Origin of the sequence: Fenollaria sporofastidiosus, assembly GCF_943169635.2 — a bacterium.
GTDB classification, from domain to species: domain Bacteria; phylum Bacillota; class Clostridia; order Tissierellales; family Peptoniphilaceae; genus Fenollaria; species Fenollaria sporofastidiosus.
In genome coordinates, this window is sequence record NZ_OW968186.1 from 164,512 (window position 1) to 184,333 (window position 19,822).

16 protein-coding genes are annotated in these 19,822 nt (G+C 38.2%); 2 read left to right on the top strand and 14 right to left on the bottom strand.

Features of this window, described 5'->3' with window-relative positions; genetic code table 11:
• Positions 1-2 precede the first annotated feature (2 nt).
• The 5 genes from mgtE to KO172_RS00890 are packed head-to-tail and all read right to left on the bottom strand — an operon-like array spanning position 3 to position 4,412.
• On the bottom strand, positions 3-1,376 hold the full coding sequence (gene mgtE / locus KO172_RS00870; RefSeq protein ID WP_251320101.1) for a magnesium transporter: 1,374 nt from the start codon (positions 1,374-1,376) through the stop codon (positions 3-5).
• 34 nt (positions 1,377-1,410) lie between these two features.
• Positions 1,411-2,292, bottom strand: coding sequence for a glutamate formimidoyltransferase (ftcD, locus tag KO172_RS00875; RefSeq protein WP_215491709.1), 882 nt, complete (start codon positions 2,290-2,292; stop codon positions 1,411-1,413).
• A 3-nt stretch (positions 2,293-2,295) separates the two neighbouring features.
• Positions 2,296-2,952, bottom strand: coding sequence for an acyl-ACP thioesterase domain-containing protein (locus KO172_RS00880; RefSeq protein ID WP_215491710.1), 657 nt, complete (start codon positions 2,950-2,952; stop codon positions 2,296-2,298).
• A 43-nt stretch (positions 2,953-2,995) separates the two neighbouring features.
• The gene (locus KO172_RS00885) at positions 2,996-3,181 is read right to left on the bottom strand and encodes a DUF1858 domain-containing protein (RefSeq protein ID WP_215491711.1); all 186 of its coding nucleotides are present in this window, start codon (positions 3,179-3,181) and stop codon (positions 2,996-2,998) included.
• 34 nt (positions 3,182-3,215) lie between these two features.
• A complete protein-coding gene (locus KO172_RS00890; protein WP_215491712.1) occupies positions 3,216-4,412 on the bottom strand; it encodes an FprA family A-type flavoprotein in 1,197 nt (398 codons plus the stop codon).
• Between the two features lie 143 nt (positions 4,413-4,555).
• Between KO172_RS00890 and KO172_RS00895 the strand changes: the two genes are divergently transcribed.
• Positions 4,556-5,980: a UDP-N-acetylmuramoyl-L-alanyl-D-glutamate--2,6-diaminopimelate ligase gene (locus KO172_RS00895; protein ID WP_215491713.1), complete on the top strand. Its 1,425-nt coding sequence runs from the start codon at positions 4,556-4,558 to the stop codon at positions 5,978-5,980.
• A complete protein-coding gene (locus KO172_RS00900; protein ID WP_215491714.1) occupies positions 5,970-7,169 on the top strand; it encodes a D-alanyl-D-alanine carboxypeptidase family protein in 1,200 nt (399 codons plus the stop codon). The genes KO172_RS00895 and KO172_RS00900 overlap by 11 nt, the downstream gene beginning before the upstream one ends.
• Before the next feature lie 61 nt (positions 7,170-7,230).
• Here the strand turns inward: KO172_RS00900 and KO172_RS00905 are convergent, their stop codons facing one another.
• The 9 genes from KO172_RS00905 to KO172_RS00945 form a co-directional block, all read right to left on the bottom strand.
• Positions 7,231-7,659 (bottom strand): DUF3021 domain-containing protein, encoded by a 429-nt coding sequence (locus tag KO172_RS00905; protein WP_215491715.1) that lies wholly within the window; start codon positions 7,657-7,659, stop codon positions 7,231-7,233.
• A gap of 9 nt (positions 7,660-7,668) precedes the next feature.
• Complete coding sequence (locus KO172_RS00910) at positions 7,669-8,103, bottom strand: LytTR family DNA-binding domain-containing protein (protein ID WP_215491716.1); 435 nt, start codon at positions 8,101-8,103, stop codon at positions 7,669-7,671.
• 134 nt (positions 8,104-8,237) lie between these two features.
• A complete protein-coding gene (locus KO172_RS00915) occupies positions 8,238-9,257 on the bottom strand; it encodes an ABC transporter ATP-binding protein (RefSeq protein ID WP_215491717.1) in 1,020 nt (339 codons plus the stop codon).
• On the bottom strand, positions 9,257-10,282 hold the full coding sequence (locus KO172_RS00920) for an ABC transporter ATP-binding protein (RefSeq protein ID WP_215493357.1): 1,026 nt from the start codon (positions 10,280-10,282) through the stop codon (positions 9,257-9,259). Before KO172_RS00920 ends, KO172_RS00915 begins: the two co-directional genes overlap by 1 nt.
• Positions 10,283-10,292: 10 nt before the next feature.
• Positions 10,293-11,225, bottom strand: coding sequence for an ABC transporter permease (locus KO172_RS00925; protein WP_215491718.1), 933 nt, complete (start codon positions 11,223-11,225; stop codon positions 10,293-10,295).
• 13 nt (positions 11,226-11,238) lie between these two features.
• Positions 11,239-12,168: an ABC transporter permease gene (locus KO172_RS00930; protein WP_215491719.1), complete on the bottom strand. Its 930-nt coding sequence runs from the start codon at positions 12,166-12,168 to the stop codon at positions 11,239-11,241.
• A 77-nt stretch (positions 12,169-12,245) separates the two neighbouring features.
• Positions 12,246-14,024: a peptide ABC transporter substrate-binding protein gene (locus KO172_RS00935; RefSeq protein WP_215491720.1), complete on the bottom strand. Its 1,779-nt coding sequence runs from the start codon at positions 14,022-14,024 to the stop codon at positions 12,246-12,248.
• Positions 14,025-14,195: 171 nt separating this feature from the next.
• Complete coding sequence (locus tag KO172_RS00940) at positions 14,196-15,632, bottom strand: 4-alpha-glucanotransferase (protein ID WP_215491721.1); 1,437 nt, start codon at positions 15,630-15,632, stop codon at positions 14,196-14,198.
• An 11-nt stretch (positions 15,633-15,643) separates the two neighbouring features.
• Complete coding sequence (locus tag KO172_RS00945) at positions 15,644-19,810, bottom strand: AAA domain-containing protein (RefSeq protein ID WP_215491722.1); 4,167 nt, start codon at positions 19,808-19,810, stop codon at positions 15,644-15,646.
• Between the last annotated feature and the right edge of the window lie 12 nt (positions 19,811-19,822).

Sequence of the window (19,822 nt, forward strand, 5' to 3'; positions counted from 1 at the left end):
ATCTATATACCTAACATCACCTTTGCAACTGCAAAGTAAACAATTAATGATGTTGCGTCAACTATAGTCGTGATTAGTGGGGACGCCATGATGGCTGGGTCAAGTTTGATCTTCTTTGCCCCGATTGGTAGTAGTCCACCAACTAGTTTAGCAAGCATAACTGTAAACATAACTGATATGGAAACAGTTATACCGATCCTTGGGTCTTGGTTTGGATGCAAAATTTTTATACGTACAAAGTTTACTGCTGCAAGAACGATACCAACTAAGATGGATACTTGGAACTCTTTCCAAAGTACTTTAATCGCATCTTTTGGTTCTATCTCACCAACTGCAAGACCACGTATAACAAGTGTCGCACTTTGGCTACCTGCGTTACCGCCTGTATCCATCAGCATTGGTATGAAGATAAGTAGTGCAGGTATTGCTGCTATATAATCTTCGAAGCGTTGCAAGATTGAGCCTGTAAGTGTTGCAGATATCATTAAGAACAGTAGCCACGCTATCCTGTGCTTAGCAAGTGTAAAGGCTGATGTGTCTAGGTACTCATCTTCAGATGGACTTAAGGCAGCCATCTTTTGGAAGTCTTCTGTTGCTTCTTGTTCGATAATATCGATAACGTCGTCAACAGTGATGATGCCGACCATTCTTTCTTCGTTGTCAACAACTGGTACGGCAACGAAGTCATACTTTTGTATTACTCCTGCAACGACTTCTTGGTCTTCGTAAACATTGACATAAACAACATCTGTCTTCATGATGTCACCAATAACCTTGTCGTCGTCAGCTATAACCAATTCTCTTAATGAAACAATGCCTTCTAGCTTTCTATTGTCATCAACTACATATATAGTATATATAGTTTCTCTTTGTAGACCAACTTTTTTAAGTCTAGCCATAGCCTCTTTAACTGTCAGTGTCTTCTTAACCGAGCAGTACTCTATGGTCATTATGCTACCAGCAGAGTCCTCAGGGTAGTTTAGGAACTGATTAATTAATTTTCTCTCACTAGGTGTTGACTTCTCAAGTATTCTGTCAACAATGTTTGCTGGCATCTCTTCAAGCATGTCGATTTTATCGTCGAAGAAGATTTCCTTTAAGATGTACTCAACATCTGCATCTGTACTTGTCGCTATGATGTCTTGTTGCTGCTCCGAGTCGAAGTATGTAAATACATCTACTGCTTTGTCTTTAGGAAGGAGTCTGAAGATAACTGTTGCATCAGTTACCTCCAACTCGTCCAAAATTTCAGCTACATCGGCGGCATTCATATTCGATAGCTTTTGAATCAGAGCCTTGGGCTTTTTGCCTTTGTATAATTCTAATATTTCATTTTTGTCTTGTTCGAGCTCTAACTCTCTTCTGTCGTTTTCCATAATGAATGCCTCCTTTTTATAATATTCTTATATATTAATTGTAGATTTGCTCAGCTGAGAAGCCGTTTCCTAATCTAATGTAGAATCTTAGTAGTTCTTCTAGTGCATATGCTGGAACTGGTCCTACTAGTTCTGATGACTTAACTGTAACACCGTAGCTTTCTGCTTCGCTCTTGATAGTTTCGAATACTCTGTGTATAGGTGTCATTTCATAGTTAACTAAGTTCATAGATACTTGTGTGCACTTTTGATCTTCGATAGGTAGTGCTATAGCTCTTACTGCTGTGTATCCGCCAGTCTTTGCTCTAACAGATCTCATAACAGCTTTAGCGATATCCATATCTTCAGTGTTTAGATATACGTTGAATGCGATTAGTGGGAATCTTGTTCCAGTAACTGTTGCACCGCTCTTAGGGTTGAACTTTCTTTCGCCTTCGTCTGGTGTCCAGTTTTCAGCGTCTTTAAGTCTTTCTTCAAGGCTTTCATACTCGCCCTTTCTTAGCTTAACTAGTGACTTTCTGTCTTCTCTAGTAGCTGAGTCTTCGTAGTAGAATACTGGTACGCCCTTTGAGCCAACATACTTACCAAACTTGTGAACAACTTCGTTCATCTCATCAGTTGTCATGTCCTTAACAGGTACCCAAGCTGCAACGTCTACAGCGCCTTGACGAGGGTGTGATCCGTGTTGAGTAGTCATATCAACTCTGTCAAATGCAACGTCAACTAATCTCTTTGCTGCTTCTAGTGTGTCATCAACACTGCCTTTGAAAGTGAATACACTTCTGTTGTGGTCGCCATCGTAGTTAAGGTCAACCATAGTAACCTTATTGTCCTTTAAAACGGCCTCTTTAATTGCTTCGATAGTGTCCATGTTTCTGCCTTCAGAAACATTGATTTCTGCCATAATTGTTTTCATAATTTACCTCCTATATATCAGACTAGCATATACTTTAGTCTCGTCTTCTGAGTAGAATCTACAAGCTAACTCGTCATCCTTTTCTTCGTAAGCTAGCTTAACATCCTCTCCGAAGAGACACTGCTTTACATACTTTAGTCTTATGTTCTTTATATCTCTATCTATAAGCTTAATAATCTCATCTATATATACTGCGTTGTTGACATGGTGGTACGAGTCTATATGCTCACTTTTAATCACAAAGTCCCTTTCATGCTCATATCCAAGATACTCCTTAGTCTCAAGGTCTTGATCTGTGAAGAGCTTTTGAAAGTCATCATCTAAGCCAGATGCTCTGACTGGTCTCATACTTTCCTTGTCAACATAAACTATCTCGCATGTCGCCTTGATTATGTTTTTGCCAGCGGCCTCAATTAGAAACTGTCTATATGAGAAGAAGCGGTTGACACCTGATGGCGTTGTATGAACTGTGATAGTATCAAAGTCCATAGTATAAAACTCATCAGCGATATCTATGCACCACTTGTATATCATCCAAGCGACTTTATCGTCTTTGATACTGTGTGAGTAGAGCTGCTTAAATGCCGCGTCCACCATCGACTCAACTGCTTTCTTTATGCTTTTTTCTTTAAATTTATAATCTTTTGTATATACTTCCATAGTTTTCCTTATGTAAAGCCCTCAAAAAAGGGCTCTTAATTTCTTAGTTATTTAAAGCTTCCATCAAGCGTGTTAGGTCTAAACCGTGTACTTGGCAAGCTTCTTCGATTGATTCCATTTGGCTTGATGGGCAACCTACGCAGCCCATACCATGTTCCATAAGGATGTATGCAGCCTCTGGTTTTACTCTTAATAGTTCACCTATTAACATGTCTTTTGTTATTTCCATAATATCACCTCTCTTTATTTATACCCAAATGTATTTATTTACCTTCTAATTTGTCTGCTACTTCGTCTGCTATTTGACGCAATACATTGTAATCTTCAGCTGTTGGGCAGCTCTTTGTTTCAACTGTAGTCTCAACTATGTCCATAGCTGATGCGTCTCTAAACTCTTTAAGTGACTTTAATGCACCGCCTGACCAGCTATATGAACCGAAGACAGCAAGTACTCTGTTTTGAAGCTTGTTCATCTTAAGTACGTTGACTAAATCGTTCATTAGTGGGAATAGGTCGTTGTTGTATGTGCATGAGCCAAGAATAAGTGCCTTGTACTCCCAAATTTCGTTTAGGATGTAGGACTTATGTGTCTTTGATACGTCAAACATCTTAATGTTCTTAACGCCTCTTTCAGCAAGTCTTCTTGCTAGAGCCTCAGCCATCATCTCAGTGTTGCCGTACATTGTTCCATAAACAATGACAGCTCCGTCTGTAGTCTCTTGTCTAGACCACTTGTCGTAGCAATCGACAATCTTTTCTGGGTTCTCTCTCCAAACTGGACCATGAACAGGACAAACCATGTTGATCTTAAGTCCTTCTAGCTTCTTAAGTGCTGCTTGCACTTGCTTTGAGAACTTACCAACTATGTTGGAGTAGTAACGTCTTGTCTCTGATCTATATAGATCCCAGTTCATTTCGTCGTCGAAGATAGTTCCATCAAGTGCACCGAAGCCGCCGAATGCGTCTTGTGAGAATAATATGCCCGACTTTTCTTCATAGCTAACCATGGATTCTGGCCAGTGCACCATCGGTGTCTTAACAAATTTAAGTGATACTTCGCCCAAGTCAAGAGTATCAAAATCATCAACAAGCACTAGATTGTCTTTGACATGGTAGAAGTTTTCAAGAAGTTCAAAAGTTTTCTTGTTACCAACAAGCTTAACGTTTGGATAAAGATCGATTATAGTCTCGATGGCACCAGAGTGGTCTGGCTCCATGTGATGAATAACTAAGTAGTCAAGATCTCTACCTTCAAGCACTTCTTTTAATTTAACAAGAAAGTCGTCTACTTTTGTAATTTTTACTGTGTCAAGTAAAGCAGTCTTTGTTGATTTGATTACATATGAGTTATATGATACACCTCTTTCAAGTGGCCATTGATTTTCAAACAATTGAGTTTGTCTGTCGTTAACTCCGATGTAATACAAAAAATCATTTATCTTTACTGATAACGTGTTCATAATATCACCCCAAATCATTATATAATAAAGGAAGAATTTTTTCAAGCACTTTATATAGGCAATGACCTTTATTATAAGAGCTCTTGAAATATAGCCTCCTTCGTTATATAATAAGAGAAAGATTATATGTTAGGAGTTAAACTATGTTACTTAAAGATATATTAAGAGGTGTCTATGACTACAGTGGCACTGAGTCCATAGATGATATTGTATACAATAGTAAAAATGCAAAAAAGGGTACCCTCTTTGTAGCACTTAAGGGTGCACTTAGTGATGGTCACAAATACATTAAGAACGCATACGAGTGTGGCGCACGTGCCTTTGTAGTAGAAGACGATACCATGGCGCGTGACTTTCAAGATGCTACCTTTATAAAACTTGATGATACAAGAAGTGCTCTTGCCATAATGTCGAGAAACTTTTTTAATAAGCCTGATGAAGACATAAAGATGATAGCGATAACAGGCACCAAGGGTAAGACCACAACAGCCAACATCATATACGCCTCTCTTAAGAAGATGGGCGCAAGGCCTGGTATTATAGGCACTAACGGTGTCTTCTACGCTGATAAAGAAGAGGAAGTAAATAACACAACACCTGAGAGTTACGAGGTATATAGGATACTTAATAATATGCGTAAGGCGAAGGTGACTCACTGCGTTTTGGAAGCCTCGTCCATCGGTCTAAAGATGAAGAGGCTACTGGGCATCACTTTTGATATAGGTCTGTTCACAAACATCTCGCACGACCACATAGGCGGCATAGAGCACCCAGACTTTGATGATTATTTCAAGAGCAAGATGCTACTAAAGGACGTTTCAAAAAAATTTATATATAATAAGGACGATGCTAAGCTAAGAGAAGCAATAAAGGACGGACTCAGCTTCTCTATAGAGGAAAAAAGTGACTACAAAGCTGAAAATATTGTAGTCTCTGACGATATATTTAAAATACAAAGTGACTTTGATCTATGCGGCAAGTCTTTTGAGGTGAAGAGTATCTCCTACTACGACATATATAACTACCTTGCTGCCATAGCTGTCTTGAAAGAGCTTGGATATAGCTTTAGCGAAATCGTAAGTGCCGTTAAGAATATATCCATACGCGGCCGCTTTGAAGAGGTCAACGTAGCGGGTAGGCTCTACATCATTGACTACGCGCACAACTACATCTCCTTAAAATCAATACTAGAGACTGTGAGAAAGTATAAGAAGCATAAAATAATAACTGTCTTTGGCTCTGTAGGCGGAAGAAGCGAAAAAAGACGTGAGGAGCTAGCCGAGGTAAGCGACGCACTCTCTGATATAAGCATAGTAACATCTGACAATCCAAACTTCGAAGACCCAACGAAGATATGTAAGGAGATTGCTTCCTTCATCAATGGCACTCACTACACTGAGCCGGATAGAGCTAAAGCGATTGAGCTAAGCTACGAGCTTTCTGAGATAGGCGATATCATAGTCGTTGCTGGCAAGGGTCACGAGACTTATCAGCTAATTAAGGGCGAGAAGGTCCACTATTCTGACAAGGAGTCGATATTGAACTTGAAGGAGGCGCATGATGCATAAATTAAAACGAAGCCTAATAATTTTAATAATAGTACTAATGCTATGTACAAATTTAAGCTTTGCAAAGGACTTAGAAGTAAAGAATACAAGGTCATATATACTATACAACGCAGAGAATGACTCCATAATATCGAGCTCATCAAACATTAACGAAGTCGTACCCATAGCCTCGGTATCAAAACTAATGACTTTCTATATAGCACTAAATAAATTAAAGAGCGGCGAAATTCATGAAAATGACGAGATTGAGATAAAAAATGAGGACTGCTACCCTACTGGTAACAGACTCGGTGTGAAACCTGGCGAAAAATACACTCTTCATAGAATGCTTGAGATTATGATGACGAACTCGTGTAACGATATCACGGCTGCCATCGCAAGGCACATAGCAGGAAGTGAAGAGGCTTTCGTGACTATGATGAACGAAAAGGCGAAGGAGCTTGGCTACAAGGGTGCAGCATTCTATAATGCACATGGACTTCCTCGCCTACCTGACTTTAATCAAAACTCGATGTCTGCAAAGGACGTACTTGATCTAACAAAGAGGATAGTTAAGGAGCACCCAAACTATATTGACTACACCATTACAGTGGCGATTGACTACCCTGAGAAGAGCTACCACGATGACAATACTAACCCGCTTTTTGGTCGTGAAGGCGTTACTGGTATGAAGACTGGCACAACGCGCGATGCAGGCTTTTGCTTCGTAGCGACTTTCCACACTAGTGGTGACGATGTGAAGACAAAGAACAATGAGTTTATCTTCGTAATGCTTGGTGCCAAGACTAAGGCACTGCGTGAAGAAAATTCCGCTGCGGCTTACGAGTACGCTCTAGAAAATTATTCAAAAAAGATACTTCTTTCGAAGAAGCTGGGCAAGATTGCAAAGTATGGCCTTGATGATTACAAGGAAGAAGTACTTGAAATAGAGCCAAAGGATGAGTATACAGTCTCTATCAAAAACGATGTGAAGACCGAGACTAAGTTTATAATGAACGATAAACTAGATTATAGTCATGTAAAAAAAGATGATAAAGTTGGCGAATACAAAGTTTACATCGATAGTGAAGAAGTTTTTAAGACAGATGCCATCGCTATGAACAATCTAACAAAGAAGACCATCTTTGATAAGATATATGAGTTCTTTATGAATGTATGGAGCTTTGATAAAGTAAGTACAGCTGAATAATATAAGTGTAGAGATAAATTAAGGTAGCTAGCAATTGCCAGCTACCTTTTTCGTGTCAAAACTATTTTTTATCTTTTAATTTTTCATTCATTAGCTTTTCTACCCTTTTATAATGCAAATAGTTTAAATACCATAATATAACCGCAATTGCAACTGGCACTATAAGCATTTGAAGTATATCAGCTACTCCGTAGCCGTCTTGTATAAAGCCAAAATTTAGAAAAACTACTATCATAATACCAATACCTGTAATCAAGTAAATAATTGACTGAAGTGGCAAGCTTATTGAATCAATGTTAAATATAAACGAAGGAAGTCCATATCCAAGACCTATTAACAATGCTCCAATCATCGCCTTGGTAAAGCCATATGATCCAAGATCAAGAACTCCGCCTGAGACTTGCTCTTTACCTATAAGGCCAAAGACTGTAAAAAATAACGATATCGCTATCGCATATAACGTAGACTTAAATAAATTTTTAAACTTCATGGTAACACCTCATATTCCTAAATAATTTTTCAAAAGAGCTATATAGTTTCTTGTTACATAATCTTTCAGTGAGTTTTCAAGAAAGACTGTTAAATTGCCACTAAAACCAGCCTCAACACGCTTTAACTTGTCTGCATTGATTATAACCTGCTTTGAAATGCGTATAAAATTCTTGGGAAGTCTCTCTTCGAAGCTTTTCAAGCTGTCCTTAGATAAGTATCTATCACTTTCAAGATATATCGCTAGCCCCTCAGCCTCCACTCTTAATAGATAAATCTCCTCTGCCTTTATTATGATTTTTACATCATCTTTCTTTACTATGATGGGCCTACTAACACTATCAAGCATAGCTACTAATCTGTTGATTTCTTCTGTTACTTTGTCTGTACGTATTAATATCTCAGGCTCTCTATATGCACTTGATACTTCAATATTAACTTTCATACTATATCCCCCTTTCTTGTCTTAATTATACTATGAGTTCTTAGATATGTAAGTATCTTCTTAATAAGATGCATTTAATCACTTCTAAGAAGCATAAGAAAAGCCCCGAAGTGATTCAGGGCTTTATCTATAAATTATTTATTGTCAAAGTGTTGTGTTACCTTTGCATCTTTTAAGTCTATCATGCCGTTGTCATATAGGTGGCATGCGCAGAAGTGCTCAGGTGTTAACTCCTTAAGCTCAGGTTCAATTTTGTGGCAGATGTCCATTGCATATCTACATCTGTTAACAAACTTACATCCTGGTGGAGTGTTGATTGGTGAAGGTACTTCTCCTTCAAGCTTGATTCTGTTCTTAGCAGATCCTGCATGTGGATCTGGTACTGGTATAGCACTCATCAAAGCTTGTGTATATGGATGAAGTGATGCTTCATAAATTTGTGAACTTTCTGCAAGTTCAACGATTGAACCAAGGTACATTACTGCGATTCTGTCAGAAATGTGCTTAACCATGGACAAGTCGTGAGAGATGAACATGTATGTTAAGCCAAGTTCGTCTTGAAGCTTGTTTAGTAGGTTAACGATTTGCGCTTGTATAGATACGTCAAGAGCTGAGATAGGTTCGTCGCAGACAATGAATGATGGCTCTACAGCAAGTGATCTTGCTATACCAACTCTTTGTCTTTGTCCACCTGATAACTCGTGTGGATATCTAAGAGCATGTTCCTTGTTAAGACCTACCTTATCAAGTAACTCATTTATCTTTGCTTGTCTTTCTTCTTTACTATAGTGGAAGTGAACATCCATACCTTCAGCAATGATGTCACCAACAGTAATTCTTGGGTCAAGTGATGCATATGGGTCTTGGAAGATGTATTGAGCATTCTTCTTAAAGTCAATAGCTTCCTTACCTCTAAGTGAGTGTATGTCCTTACCATTAAATAAAGCTTCGCCTTTAGTAGCTCTGTACATACCAAGAACTGTTCTACCGCAAGTTGTCTTACCGCAACCAGATTCACCTACAACGCCGAATGTCTCGCCTTTGTAGATATCAAAGCTAACATTATCAACAGCTTTAAGAGTTTTACCCTTACCAACATTGAAGTGTTTACTTAAGTTTTTAACTTCTATAAGTTTTTCAGTAAATTTAGCCATTAATATGCTCCTCCTCTCATTGCATCCCAGTCAATATCTCCAGCTAATTCGTGTTCTAGCCAGCACCAGTTGTGGTGTGTTGGAGAAAGTTCAGTCTTTGGAGGGTGTACCTTTCTACAGATTTCCATTGCTCTTGAGCATCTTGCTGCAAATGGGCAACCTGGTAGTGGTAACAATAAGTCTGGTGGTGTTCCACCTAGAGCTCTTAGTTCAACGTTTTTAGCGTGAACCTTTGGTATAGAGTTAAGTAGTGCCCATGTGTATGGGTGTCTTGCATTGTAGAAGATTTCATCAGTTGTACCTTCTTCAATTATGTCACCAGCATACATTACTTGTATTCTTTCAGCGAAGTTGGCAACAACACCAAGGTCGTGAGTTACAAGTATGATAGCAGTATTTAATCTAGTCTTAAGGTCTTGAAGTAAGTCAAGTATTTGTGCTTGAATAGTTACGTCAAGAGCTGTTGTTGGTTCGTCAGCTAACAATAACTTTGGATTACAAGAAAGTGCAATCGCAATCATAACTCTTTGTCTCATACCGCCTGATAACTCGTGTGGATATGATTTAAGTCTGTTCTTTGCTTCTGGTATTTGAACAAGTTCAAGTAAGTCAGTAGCAACCTTGTCAGCTTCTGTGCCATTTAAGTGTCTGTGTATTCTTAATGCCTCTTTGATTTGGTCACCTATACGCATAGTTGGGTTCAAAGAAGTCATTGGGTCTTGGAATATCATAGATATGTCGTTACCTCTAAGGTCAGTTAACTCTCTAGAGTTCATAGCTAGGACATTCTTACCGTTAAACATTATTTGTGATTCTTTTTTTATTTCACTACTTCCCTTAGGTAGTAGTCTCATTAGTGATTTTGCTGTAACGCTCTTTCCGCATCCACTTTCACCTACGAAAGCCAATGTTTCACCTGGATAAAGGTGGAAGTCTAAACCTCTAACAGCCTTTACTTCTCCAGCGTAAGTATGGAAAGAAACGTTAAGATTTTTAACATCTAATAGTTTTTCTCTATTTTCCATCATTAGCCTCCTACTTTCTTAGTTTTGGATCAAGTGCGTCTCTAAGTCCGTCGCCAAGTAGTGTGAAGCATAACATAGTTATAGCTATCATTAGCGATGGGAAGAACATTTGATGTGGTAAATACATGAAGGTAGTTGTTGCTTCAGAGCACATAATACCCCATGAAGTTGCAGGTGGTTTCAAACCTATACCTAAGTATGATAGGAAGGCTTCTGAGAATATAAAACCTGGCACGTCAAATGTAATACCTACTATAAGTATAGGCATAGCATTTGGTATCAAGTGCTTAGTAATTATCTTCCAGTTGCTAACACCCAAAGTCTTAGCTGCAAGAACGAACTCTTGAGCCTTTATTCTTAGTACTTCGGCACGAACTATACGAGCAGTACCTGTCCAACCTGTTATAGTTAGTGCAAGTAGTAGTGTTGAGAGGCTTCTTGAGTTAAGTCTGATTTGTAGTATGATAACTACAAGTAGATAAGGTAGTGATGCAAGAATTTCTAGAATTCTCATCATTACAATATCCACAGCTCCACCAAGGTAGCCTGAAACAGCGCCATATAGTAGACCAACTACTGTTGAAATCAAAGCACCAGAAAGTCCTATGAATAAAGAAGTTCTTCCTGCATAGAAAACTCTAGTGAATATATCACGGCCGGAACCATCGGTACCGAACCAGTATTGTGCATTTGGTAATATGTCTTTTGTTTTTGATGATATCTTTGTAGGACTGTAACCATTAAAGTATGGTCCGAATAAAATCAAAAATACAAGTAGTCCAAGTAATATAAGTGCTAACATAGCAACTTTATTTTCTTTTAATCTTCTCCATGCGTCTTGCCAAAAAGATATTGAAGGTCTAGCTATTAATTCAGCTTCTTCATCGTTTTTTGGTATCCTTTTGAACATCTCAGGAGTAAGTTTTAAATCTTTTTCTTCCATTTTTACCTCCTGATTAATCGTCTGTTAATTTAATTCTTGGGTCGATGAATACATATAGAACGTCTACAACTAATGTAGCAACTATAAATAAGAACGCAAAGAATATAGTTGATGAAATTATCATTGGATAGTCTCTGTCGTTAATTGATGATACTAAGAAGAATCCTAAACCTGGTATAGAGAAAATCTTTTCTATAACGAAGGAACCTGCGAAGATACCACCAATTTGTGGTCCAAGTATTGTTAGTGACGGAATGAATGCATTTTTAAACACGTGCTTTCTTACGATATTAAACTCGCTTACACCTTTAGCTCTTGCTGTAAGGATGTAGTCTGAGTTTACAACTTCTAGTACAGATGATCTCATGTACCTTGCGTATGTTGCTATAGTACCAAAGCTTAACGCGATTACCGGCATAACAGCATGTTTTACTGTTCCCCAGCCCATAACTGGTAGTATTGCTAACTTGTTAGCAAAAACATATTGTAGTAGTGTAGCCAATACGAATGAAGGTAGTACTATACCTATGATTGCTAGGAACATTACTAAGTAATCTGGCCACTTTCCTCTGTTTAAAGCTGCTATAATACCAAGGGTCATACCTAGTACGAAGCCTATAACAAGTGCGCTTCCACCTAAAGAACCTGATATTGGCGCATTTTGGAATATTCTGTCCGCTATCTTTACACCTGGATATGTAATTGATTCACCAAAATCTCCATGGACAGCATTTTTTAAGAACAATGCATATTGCTCTCCTACCGGCTTATTTAATCCATACTTTTCCTCGTAGTTTTTTCTAACTTGTTCAGGTAAGTTCTTTTGTACTCTGGCAGTTAAAGGGTCTCCTGGGATAGTATGCATTAGATAAAATGTTGCCGTAGTTATGATAAAAAGAGTAAGCATTAAGTAAATGACTCTCTTTACGATATACTTTATCATAATATCCTCCTATATCTTCTATCTAATTTAAGAAAAGGGGAAGATTCCCCTTCCCCTAAATTAAATTTTGCAAGTAATTATTTTCTTCCGCTAGTGTATATTCTAGACATACCCATAGAGTCGAAGAAACTGTAAGCTGCGTTTCTAATGTAAGCTCTTCTGAATGTTTGAGAAATTCTGTGAACTACTGGCATTAGAGCTGGATCATCATGAACTACAACTTTTTCTGCGTTGTGAAGTATTTCAGCACGTTTGTCTGGATCTTGTTCAACTTTAGCTTGTTCGATTAGAGAGTCGAATTCATCGTTCTTGTATTCAACTGCTGGATAAGCTAATGTCTTTGAGTAGCATGTTTCTAGGAAGTTAGATGGGTCGTTGTAGTCAGCGTTCCATGCTAACCATGCTAAGTCAAAGTCCTTACCAGTTTTAACGATGTTGATGAATTGTGACCATTCTTGGTTATCAACTTCAACGTTACATCCTAAAACTTCTTGGAAGTTTTGTTGAACGAATTCTGCTGATGTTCTAGCATCTTGGTCAGTACCTGAACCAAGTAATCTTACTGTTACTTTTGATGGATCATCACCAAGATTTGCTTCTTTCATACCTTCGATGAATAGAGCCTTAGGATCTGGATTTTCGTCCATTAATGTCTTAACCCAACCTTCACCAAGTTTGTTGAATTCTTTACCTTGGCAAGTAAGTGCTGGTGGTACAAAGTCATAAGCTGGTGTAGGAACACCGTTGTAGCATGCATCAATTAATTCTTGTCTGTCAAGAGCTATTGATAAAGCTTGTCTCATCTTAGCACTTGGTATATGAGAGTCTGAACTTAAGTTAAACATCATATAAGTTGTGTCTGGTCTTGATCTAACTAGTGAGTAGTAATCTGGATTGTCAAGGAATTGAGATTTCCACTTAGGGTCACTTACGTTAGCGTAGTCGATTTCACCTGTCTTAAGTGCGTTATAAACAGTGTTTGTGTCTTGGATTATAGATACTTTATATTTACTTAATTTTACTTCGTCTTTATCCCAGTAATTTTCATTCTTTTCGTAGTTTTGTTCTGAGTTAACTACCCAGCTCTTAAGGATGAATGGTCCACATTGTGGAGATGTTTCTGGGCTTGTTGCATATGTGTCTCCATATTTTTCAACCCAGTCTTTTCTTTGTGGGAAGAAAACTCTTTGAGTTACGATGTCTAAGAAGAATGCTGTTGGGCTTTCTAGAGTTACTTCTAGAGTCTTATCATCTAAAGCTTTTACGCCTACTTTTGAGAAGTCTGGTTCTTGACCGTCAGCTAATTTTTGATTGTTAGCTGCTTCTGCACCCTTGATGTAGTAGCAAAGGTTTGCATATGGACAAGCTGTTCTTGGGTCGATACTTCTTAAGATACCATATTCGTAATCTTTAGCAGTAACTGGCTCTCCGTCATTCCACTTGTTTCCTTCTCTGATGTGGAATGTATAAGTAAGTCCGTCTTCTGAAAGATCCCAGCTTTCAGCTCCTGCTGCGAAGTATTCAGTTTCGCCTTGTTTTCCTTCAACGTCTTGAACTCTGATAAGTGGTTCAACGATGTTAGTAAGGATTGTGTTACCGTACATATCACTACCCTTTGATGGGTCTAGTGTGTTTGGATGAGAGTTATCAAATGTGTTGATAAATTGATCAGCATCTGGTTCTCCACCTGTAGGTATTTCGTCTGAACTTGCAGTTTCAGCTGGTTTTTCAGCTTCTTTGCCTTCTTCAGTCTTAGCTGGTTCTTCAGCTGGTTTTTCAGCTGGTTTACAACTTGCTAGTACGCTTATAGCCATTACTAATACAAGTAATAAAGCTAAAAACTTTTTGTTTTTCATTTTAATTTCCTCCTTAAAATAAAATTAGTATCTACAATTACTATTATAAGCTTTCTTATTATAAAAGTCAAGTTATTTGATTAATAAGCTTATAAATAGGCCTCGACGTTGAACATCTCTGTTCACATATCAAGGCCTTAAAGACGTATATATGCTATTATTATTTTTTACTTAACGCGAGAACTGCACCATGTATTGTTTCAATATCGTTTCTAAATTCTCTCCTAGTTCTTCTATATCTACTTCATCTGTCTTCTTAGTAATATCATTTACTAAGTCCCATATAGCTACTACTACCTTAGATGCGTTGGAGCTATACATCCTCTCAACTATGTCAAGCGTTGTAAAGTCTTTCTTGTTTGTGTAGTCTTGCACTCTTAGTTTCATATCGCTTGACGAGTTTAAATACTTATCAAGCTCTTTCATATCGAAGTCTGAACTGTAATATATGGTCATCTTGTCAAGGTTCAGTGGCAAGCTCTTGTTGTTTGGATTGATATCAAAGGCGTCTTGTATAGTTCTTGCTTCCATAATTTTATTGTCCTTCACTATCTTTCTAATGACTTTCGAGTTGCAAGTAATATAATCAGTGAAGACTTTATCCACTACAGAGTTCTCTTTTAGCACGGCAAATATTTCTTCGATAGGGTTCTTTTGCGCGCTTATCGTATCTTGATCTAGAGTCTTAGCATCAACTTTGATTGTTGTCTCGTAGTCTTCTATATCGACTAGTCTTATATAGTCAAAGAGCCTTGCATAATAAAGATACTTTTCTTTTACATACTCATAGTTATCAAAGGCTATGAAGTCAAAACTATACACCAATCTCTTGTCAATTTTACTTAAATCTCCATCTTGATCCTTAGCATTAATTGCGTAATTAAGTGGTCTTAGCTTGTTATCAACTTCGAAGTAGTCCTTCTTTGCCCACACGTCTGAAGAAAATTCACTTGCGTACAATGGCACGTCGCAAAGCACTTTCACGCCAAGACCATTGGCATAGTTCTTTAAGTTTAGATACTGTCTATATAAAAGGAACTGAACAAACTCTTGAAACTTCACTTCGTCCTCTACTTCTTCTGTGATGCTCTCCTTATATATATTTATATTAATCTCATTAGCATCAAAATCTTCGAAGGCTTTCTTGTCTTTGGCTAGGCTCATAAATAGCGCGAAGTCCTTTAGCCAATATGCGTTATCCTTTATAAAGTCTTGGTATATGGTCTCTTTTGTGAAGTCTTGGTAGGCTCTCTTATATACAAGGCGAAGTGCTTTAAGTTTTTCTGACTTGATTAGCTCTTTGTCGTGCATTTCAAACTTTTTCTCTGCTTCTTCGTCAAGCTTAAATATCTCTGCTGTACTAAGCAAGCCCATATTTATAAACTCATCTAGGTCTGCATATATTGGGTCAAGTGCAAAGTGTGATAGCACCTTGTATGGATTAAAGTCCTCGTCCATATACATAATTGGTTCTATATGCCAAATTTTTTGTTTTGACTTGTGCAAAAAGTCTACTGCCTTCATCGCATCTTTAAAGGAGCCATGTTTATGCTTGCTCTTTAAGATCCTAATTGGTAAAAGCACACCTGCTTCTCTAAGTGTATCCAAAAAATCACCTTCTACTTCATATCGTTTAGTAAATCATCTATCGCTTTAGATGGGTCGAAGTAATACTTCGTACTTCTGATGCTAGCAAAGTTCCAGCCAACTCTTTCCAAAATATCTCTCTTTTCCATCTGATTAATGATTGTCTCGTCATCTATATCAAATTCTGATCCTTCCGCCTCAACTATGAACTTCTTATCGTCCTTTATAGCAAGTAGGGCTATGTTATAAAGACCTGCTTCTACGTTAGTCTTTACTTCTACATCCCTTGCTTCAAGCTCTTTCTTGATGTCTTCTTCAAAGGATGATAGCTCGTATCTGTTTAACTTATCAAAGACCATCTTGTCCTCGGGATTTATAAAGAACTCGATTAAAGTTCTCCTAATATCGCCAAGCTTTAGGTCCTTCTTGTAATCAAGTGATGTTACTAGTACGACTTGGTCCTTCGCTCTTGAAACTGCAACATTGTACTTTTTCTTGTTCACATCGTAGGCACCCTCATTTAAGACCTTAAGTGCTTCGTCCTTGTCGTTCGAATCAACTGTTGTTAAGAAAATGATGTCTCTTTCGTCTCCTTGGAAAGCTGCGGGTCTACCGCATAGTATGTTGAGCCTGTCATAATCTTGCAAGCTTAACTTTTCTATAAGAAGCTTATCTATAAACTTAGCTTGATCTTCGCTAGCTAGCGATATCACGCCTATGGTCTTGCCTTCGTAATCAGGCTCGTCCTTTATCCTTACAATTTCATCTACTATATAATTTGCTTCAGCTTCGTTGACTCTATCTTCATCTTTTGTGCCATCAAGTTCAACTAATTTAAGTGCAGGCTGAACCTTGGTAGATGAAGACTCTCTAAGCGGCTTTATAATGCCGTCGTATGAAATAAAGTTTGAATAGGCGGCTATCATTGGCACGCTTCTAAAGTGTTCTTTTAGAGTGAGTACTGGGAAGCTTGTCTTAAGTATATCGTACAAGGATGAGTTCAAGTCATATAAGTGGCTGTTTGCAACCTTGTCCTTGATATACATATCGATAAGCTTGTTTTGTTTGTCTTGGTCAATACCGACTGCTTGCGGACTAACTTGCTCATCGTCACCGACTATGATGGCCTTCTTTGCTAATTGCAAGATAGGTATAGAAGATATATCTGCTTGCGATGCCTCATCAATGATTAAGTAGTCGAACTTTTGATTGTAATCAAGACTTTCAAGCGCCTTGTCTATGGTCATAATCCACGCAGGTACACATCTTTGGCACTTCTTCATAAGCTCTTTTGCTTTCTTCTTTAAGCCAACAGCTTGCTTACCTGTGCCCTTGCCTATCTTCTTCATAGTTAACTGCCAGCCTTGTAAGGCTTGCTTCTTCTCTATATCGTCCTTGATCTTAAGCATAAACGAGTGCCATGCCATGTTTGAAGCAAGCTCTTTTGTGATGTCGTAGAGCTGCTTTTTGTACCAAGTCATCATCTTTTGATACTTTTCATATGGCGTTCTATTTATCTTAGAGATGATACCATCAAATTGCTTGTAATACCAGTTCTCTTCGATGTTTTCAGGTGCATCCTTAAGCCCATGTATATCAAAGCGGTTGTATATAAATTCCTTCCATGTAGGTGCTACTTCAGCTAATTTATCAAGTAGCTCATTTCTCTTTCTAAGTATCTTAATCTTCTCGTAAGTCTTTTTAAGATTTTCAAAGCTGTCCCTGTAGCTCTCGTAGTACTTAGTCTCTATCGCAGTGTTCATTAGTAAGAGCAAGTCGGACTTATTATCTTCATCTACTTTAAGTTTTTCAAGTGTATCATCAAGCTTTTCTTTCGCAGGAATATATTTTAAGTCATACTCATCAACTAGCTCGATGTACTTTCTTAAGTCGTTTTTAATAAGTGTCATCTCTTTAATGAAGGCGTCCTTAGGAGCTAATACCTTGTTATTAACAAAGATGCTGTTTATATTGAAGCCCTTGTCTTGCATTAGCTTAAATAATGCTTGAACGTTCTCATCGTAGAACTTCATAAGCTTAGTTATAAGTGGTAAGTAGCTTAGTAGCTCTTTACCCTCAATAAGCTTTTCTCTGTCGAAGTCATATCCTGTTTTATATATAAGTTCGTCAAAGAGTGCCTTTAGCTCAGATATCTTGATATCTAAGTTAATATTAACTATCGCGTCATCCATATCCTCAACCGTAACAAGTCCTTGTCCGTTTATGCTAACGCTCGCAAGTACCTTCTTCCACGCGTTCTTAAACATTGCCGAAATGCCTTTGATCTTCTTGCCTTCAACAAGTCTTGCTCTCATCTCTTCAAGTGACTGTCTTAGCTCTTTTTGATTCATCTCAGCTGGGTAGATAAGTCTTTTGCCTCTTAAGTGTTCGATGTTTCTATCGTAGTACTCGTCAAGGTCAGTAATCAGTTCAGCAAGTCTAATGTAGCTCTTCTTATCCGCATTACCTGCCTTGGCACTAACTATGACCTTAATTTGCCAATCCTCTAGCTTGTCGAGACTATTAAGGTAGTCAATCTTTTCGTATATATCTCTAAAATCTTCATCTTGCTTACCACTGTAAAGAGCATTTTGATCAAGGTAGACCTTCTCCTTCAAAGTGATGTTGCGTCTGATCTCTTCCTTAAGAGTCTTTGCTCTAAGTAGCGCTGCGTCCATTGCCTCCACTGTCTTCTCTAAATCCTCTGGATTGAGTATGGAGTTTGGATCAGGTAGACCAATGTTTAGCTCCTTCTCGTCCTCTCTAGTAAGCGCCTCGTTTGAGTAGTACAAAAAGTCTATGTCGCCTTTTGATATAGGCAGCTTCTCATACAGTTTTACCTCGCCAGGTATCTTGTTTAAGCCGTCATGGTCGTGAAGAAATCTCGCCGCGTCTATGGGACTGAAGACTTCCTCGCCTATAGTAATGCTCTTTAGCTCGGATGACTTGATGCTAAAGATCTTCTTTCTTGTTTCGTTAAGTCTCTCTAGCAATATGTTTCTGTCCATATTGAGCTTTTGTATCTTTTCTTTAAGCTCTTCTATGGAGTGATTGCTTATATAATCAGTAATTGAGTCGATGGACTTCTCCATGTCCTCGTTGTTGTCGTCTATAGTCGATACGCAAAGTGCTCTGATCTCTTCTTGAGTCATGCTCTTAAGTACCGAAAGCGCCTTCTTCGTTTGCGAAGCGACCAAAACAGTCTTGCCTCTTGCTAAGATATCTCCCAAAAGGTTCGCTATAGTGTGCGTCTTACCTGTGCCAGGAGGTCCTTGTACCAAGACAGTGTCGTAGTTTGCAATTCTCTGTGCTACTTCAAGCTGCTCCTTGTTCGCTTCCTTTGTGAATAAAACGCTTTGTGAGATGCCTTCGATGTTTCTAATCTTGTCTTCGATAGTCTCGGCTCTCTCTTCTGTTTCCTTCTCTTTGATGTTGACGCCGCATAAGTTAAGTAGGCTCTTGTTTACTTCAGAACCCTTTTCTATGGACTCAATCATCTCGTCAAGGTTTTGTATAAAATCAGTTTCTTTATTTCTTAAGTATAGTAGTGGTCTATTGATTATGGTGAAGGCCTTGTCGGTTTCGCTCACATTTGCTTCTTCGTATGAGGAGTCTGTATGCAGCCTCTTCGCCATGGACTTCATAAGCTCAGCCATTGACACCGTATCGAATGGATGGTAGTAGTTCATAGAGATGTGCTCCATGATGTTCTTAAGCTCTAAGTGGTTAACGTTCTCAATTAGAGATATTAGCTTTATGTCAAGCGTCATATCCCTGTTTGTATCGCGTATTGCTATGCTGTCCTTTCTTGAATCAAAATCAATAGATGCCCTCTTTATTAGTATAGGATGGTAGATACTTGGGTCGTACTTTGAGATCAAAATACCATTGGCAAAGACTAATTCATAAAGGTGAGACTCGTTCTCAAGCTTGTAGAAAAGCTCTCTAAACTCCTTAAATAAATTTTGCACTCTAATATCTTCTTGCGTCTTTTGCGAGTAAGGTCTTGTAATCCTAAGAATCACATCACTTGTTGAGTCGCTGCCGCAAGAAAAGTAGAGGAATTTATTATTAAGGTTGATATCGTCAAGGTACTTTGTCCATAACTCGTCCTTAACATTTAATATAGGCTTGTACTTGTCGTCAATAGTTTGCCTAATATACTTAAATAATGAAATTACTCTTTGTCTTTCGTCCATTTCTTCTCCTAT

Excerpts from the sequence above, each read along its gene's own strand:
- KO172_RS00905 (WP_215491715.1), bottom strand. The coding sequence starts at position 7,659 with ATGAAGTTTAAAAATTTATTTAAGTCTACGTTATATGCGATAGCGATA.
- KO172_RS00910 (WP_215491716.1), bottom strand. The coding sequence starts at position 8,103 with ATGAAAGTTAATATTGAAGTATCAAGTGCATATAGAGAGCCTGAGATA.
- KO172_RS00890 (WP_215491712.1), bottom strand. The coding sequence starts at position 4,412 with ATGAACACGTTATCAGTAAAGATAAATGATTTTTTGTATTACATCGGA.
- KO172_RS00880 (WP_215491710.1), bottom strand. The coding sequence starts at position 2,952 with ATGGAAGTATATACAAAAGATTATAAATTTAAAGAAAAAAGCATAAAG.
- KO172_RS00920 (WP_215493357.1), bottom strand. The coding sequence starts at position 10,282 with ATGGAAAATAGAGAAAAACTATTAGATGTTAAAAATCTTAACGTTTCT.
- KO172_RS00945 (WP_215491722.1), bottom strand. The coding sequence starts at position 19,810 with ATGGACGAAAGACAAAGAGTAATTTCATTATTTAAGTATATTAGGCAA.
- KO172_RS00895 (WP_215491713.1), top strand. The coding sequence starts at position 4,556 with ATGTTACTTAAAGATATATTAAGAGGTGTCTATGACTACAGTGGCACT.
- KO172_RS00935 (WP_215491720.1), bottom strand. The coding sequence starts at position 14,024 with ATGAAAAACAAAAAGTTTTTAGCTTTATTACTTGTATTAGTAATGGCT.
- ftcD (WP_215491709.1), bottom strand. The coding sequence starts at position 2,292 with ATGAAAACAATTATGGCAGAAATCAATGTTTCTGAAGGCAGAAACATG.
- KO172_RS00900 (WP_215491714.1), top strand. The coding sequence starts at position 5,970 with ATGATGCATAAATTAAAACGAAGCCTAATAATTTTAATAATAGTACTA.
- KO172_RS00915 (WP_215491717.1), bottom strand. The coding sequence starts at position 9,257 with ATGGCTAAATTTACTGAAAAACTTATAGAAGTTAAAAACTTAAGTAAA.
- mgtE (WP_251320101.1), bottom strand. The coding sequence starts at position 1,376 with ATGGAAAACGACAGAAGAGAGTTAGAGCTCGAACAAGACAAAAATGAA.
- KO172_RS00925 (WP_215491718.1), bottom strand. The coding sequence starts at position 11,225 with ATGGAAGAAAAAGATTTAAAACTTACTCCTGAGATGTTCAAAAGGATA.
- KO172_RS00930 (WP_215491719.1), bottom strand. The coding sequence starts at position 12,168 with ATGATAAAGTATATCGTAAAGAGAGTCATTTACTTAATGCTTACTCTT.
- KO172_RS00885 (WP_215491711.1), bottom strand. The coding sequence starts at position 3,181 with ATGGAAATAACAAAAGACATGTTAATAGGTGAACTATTAAGAGTAAAA.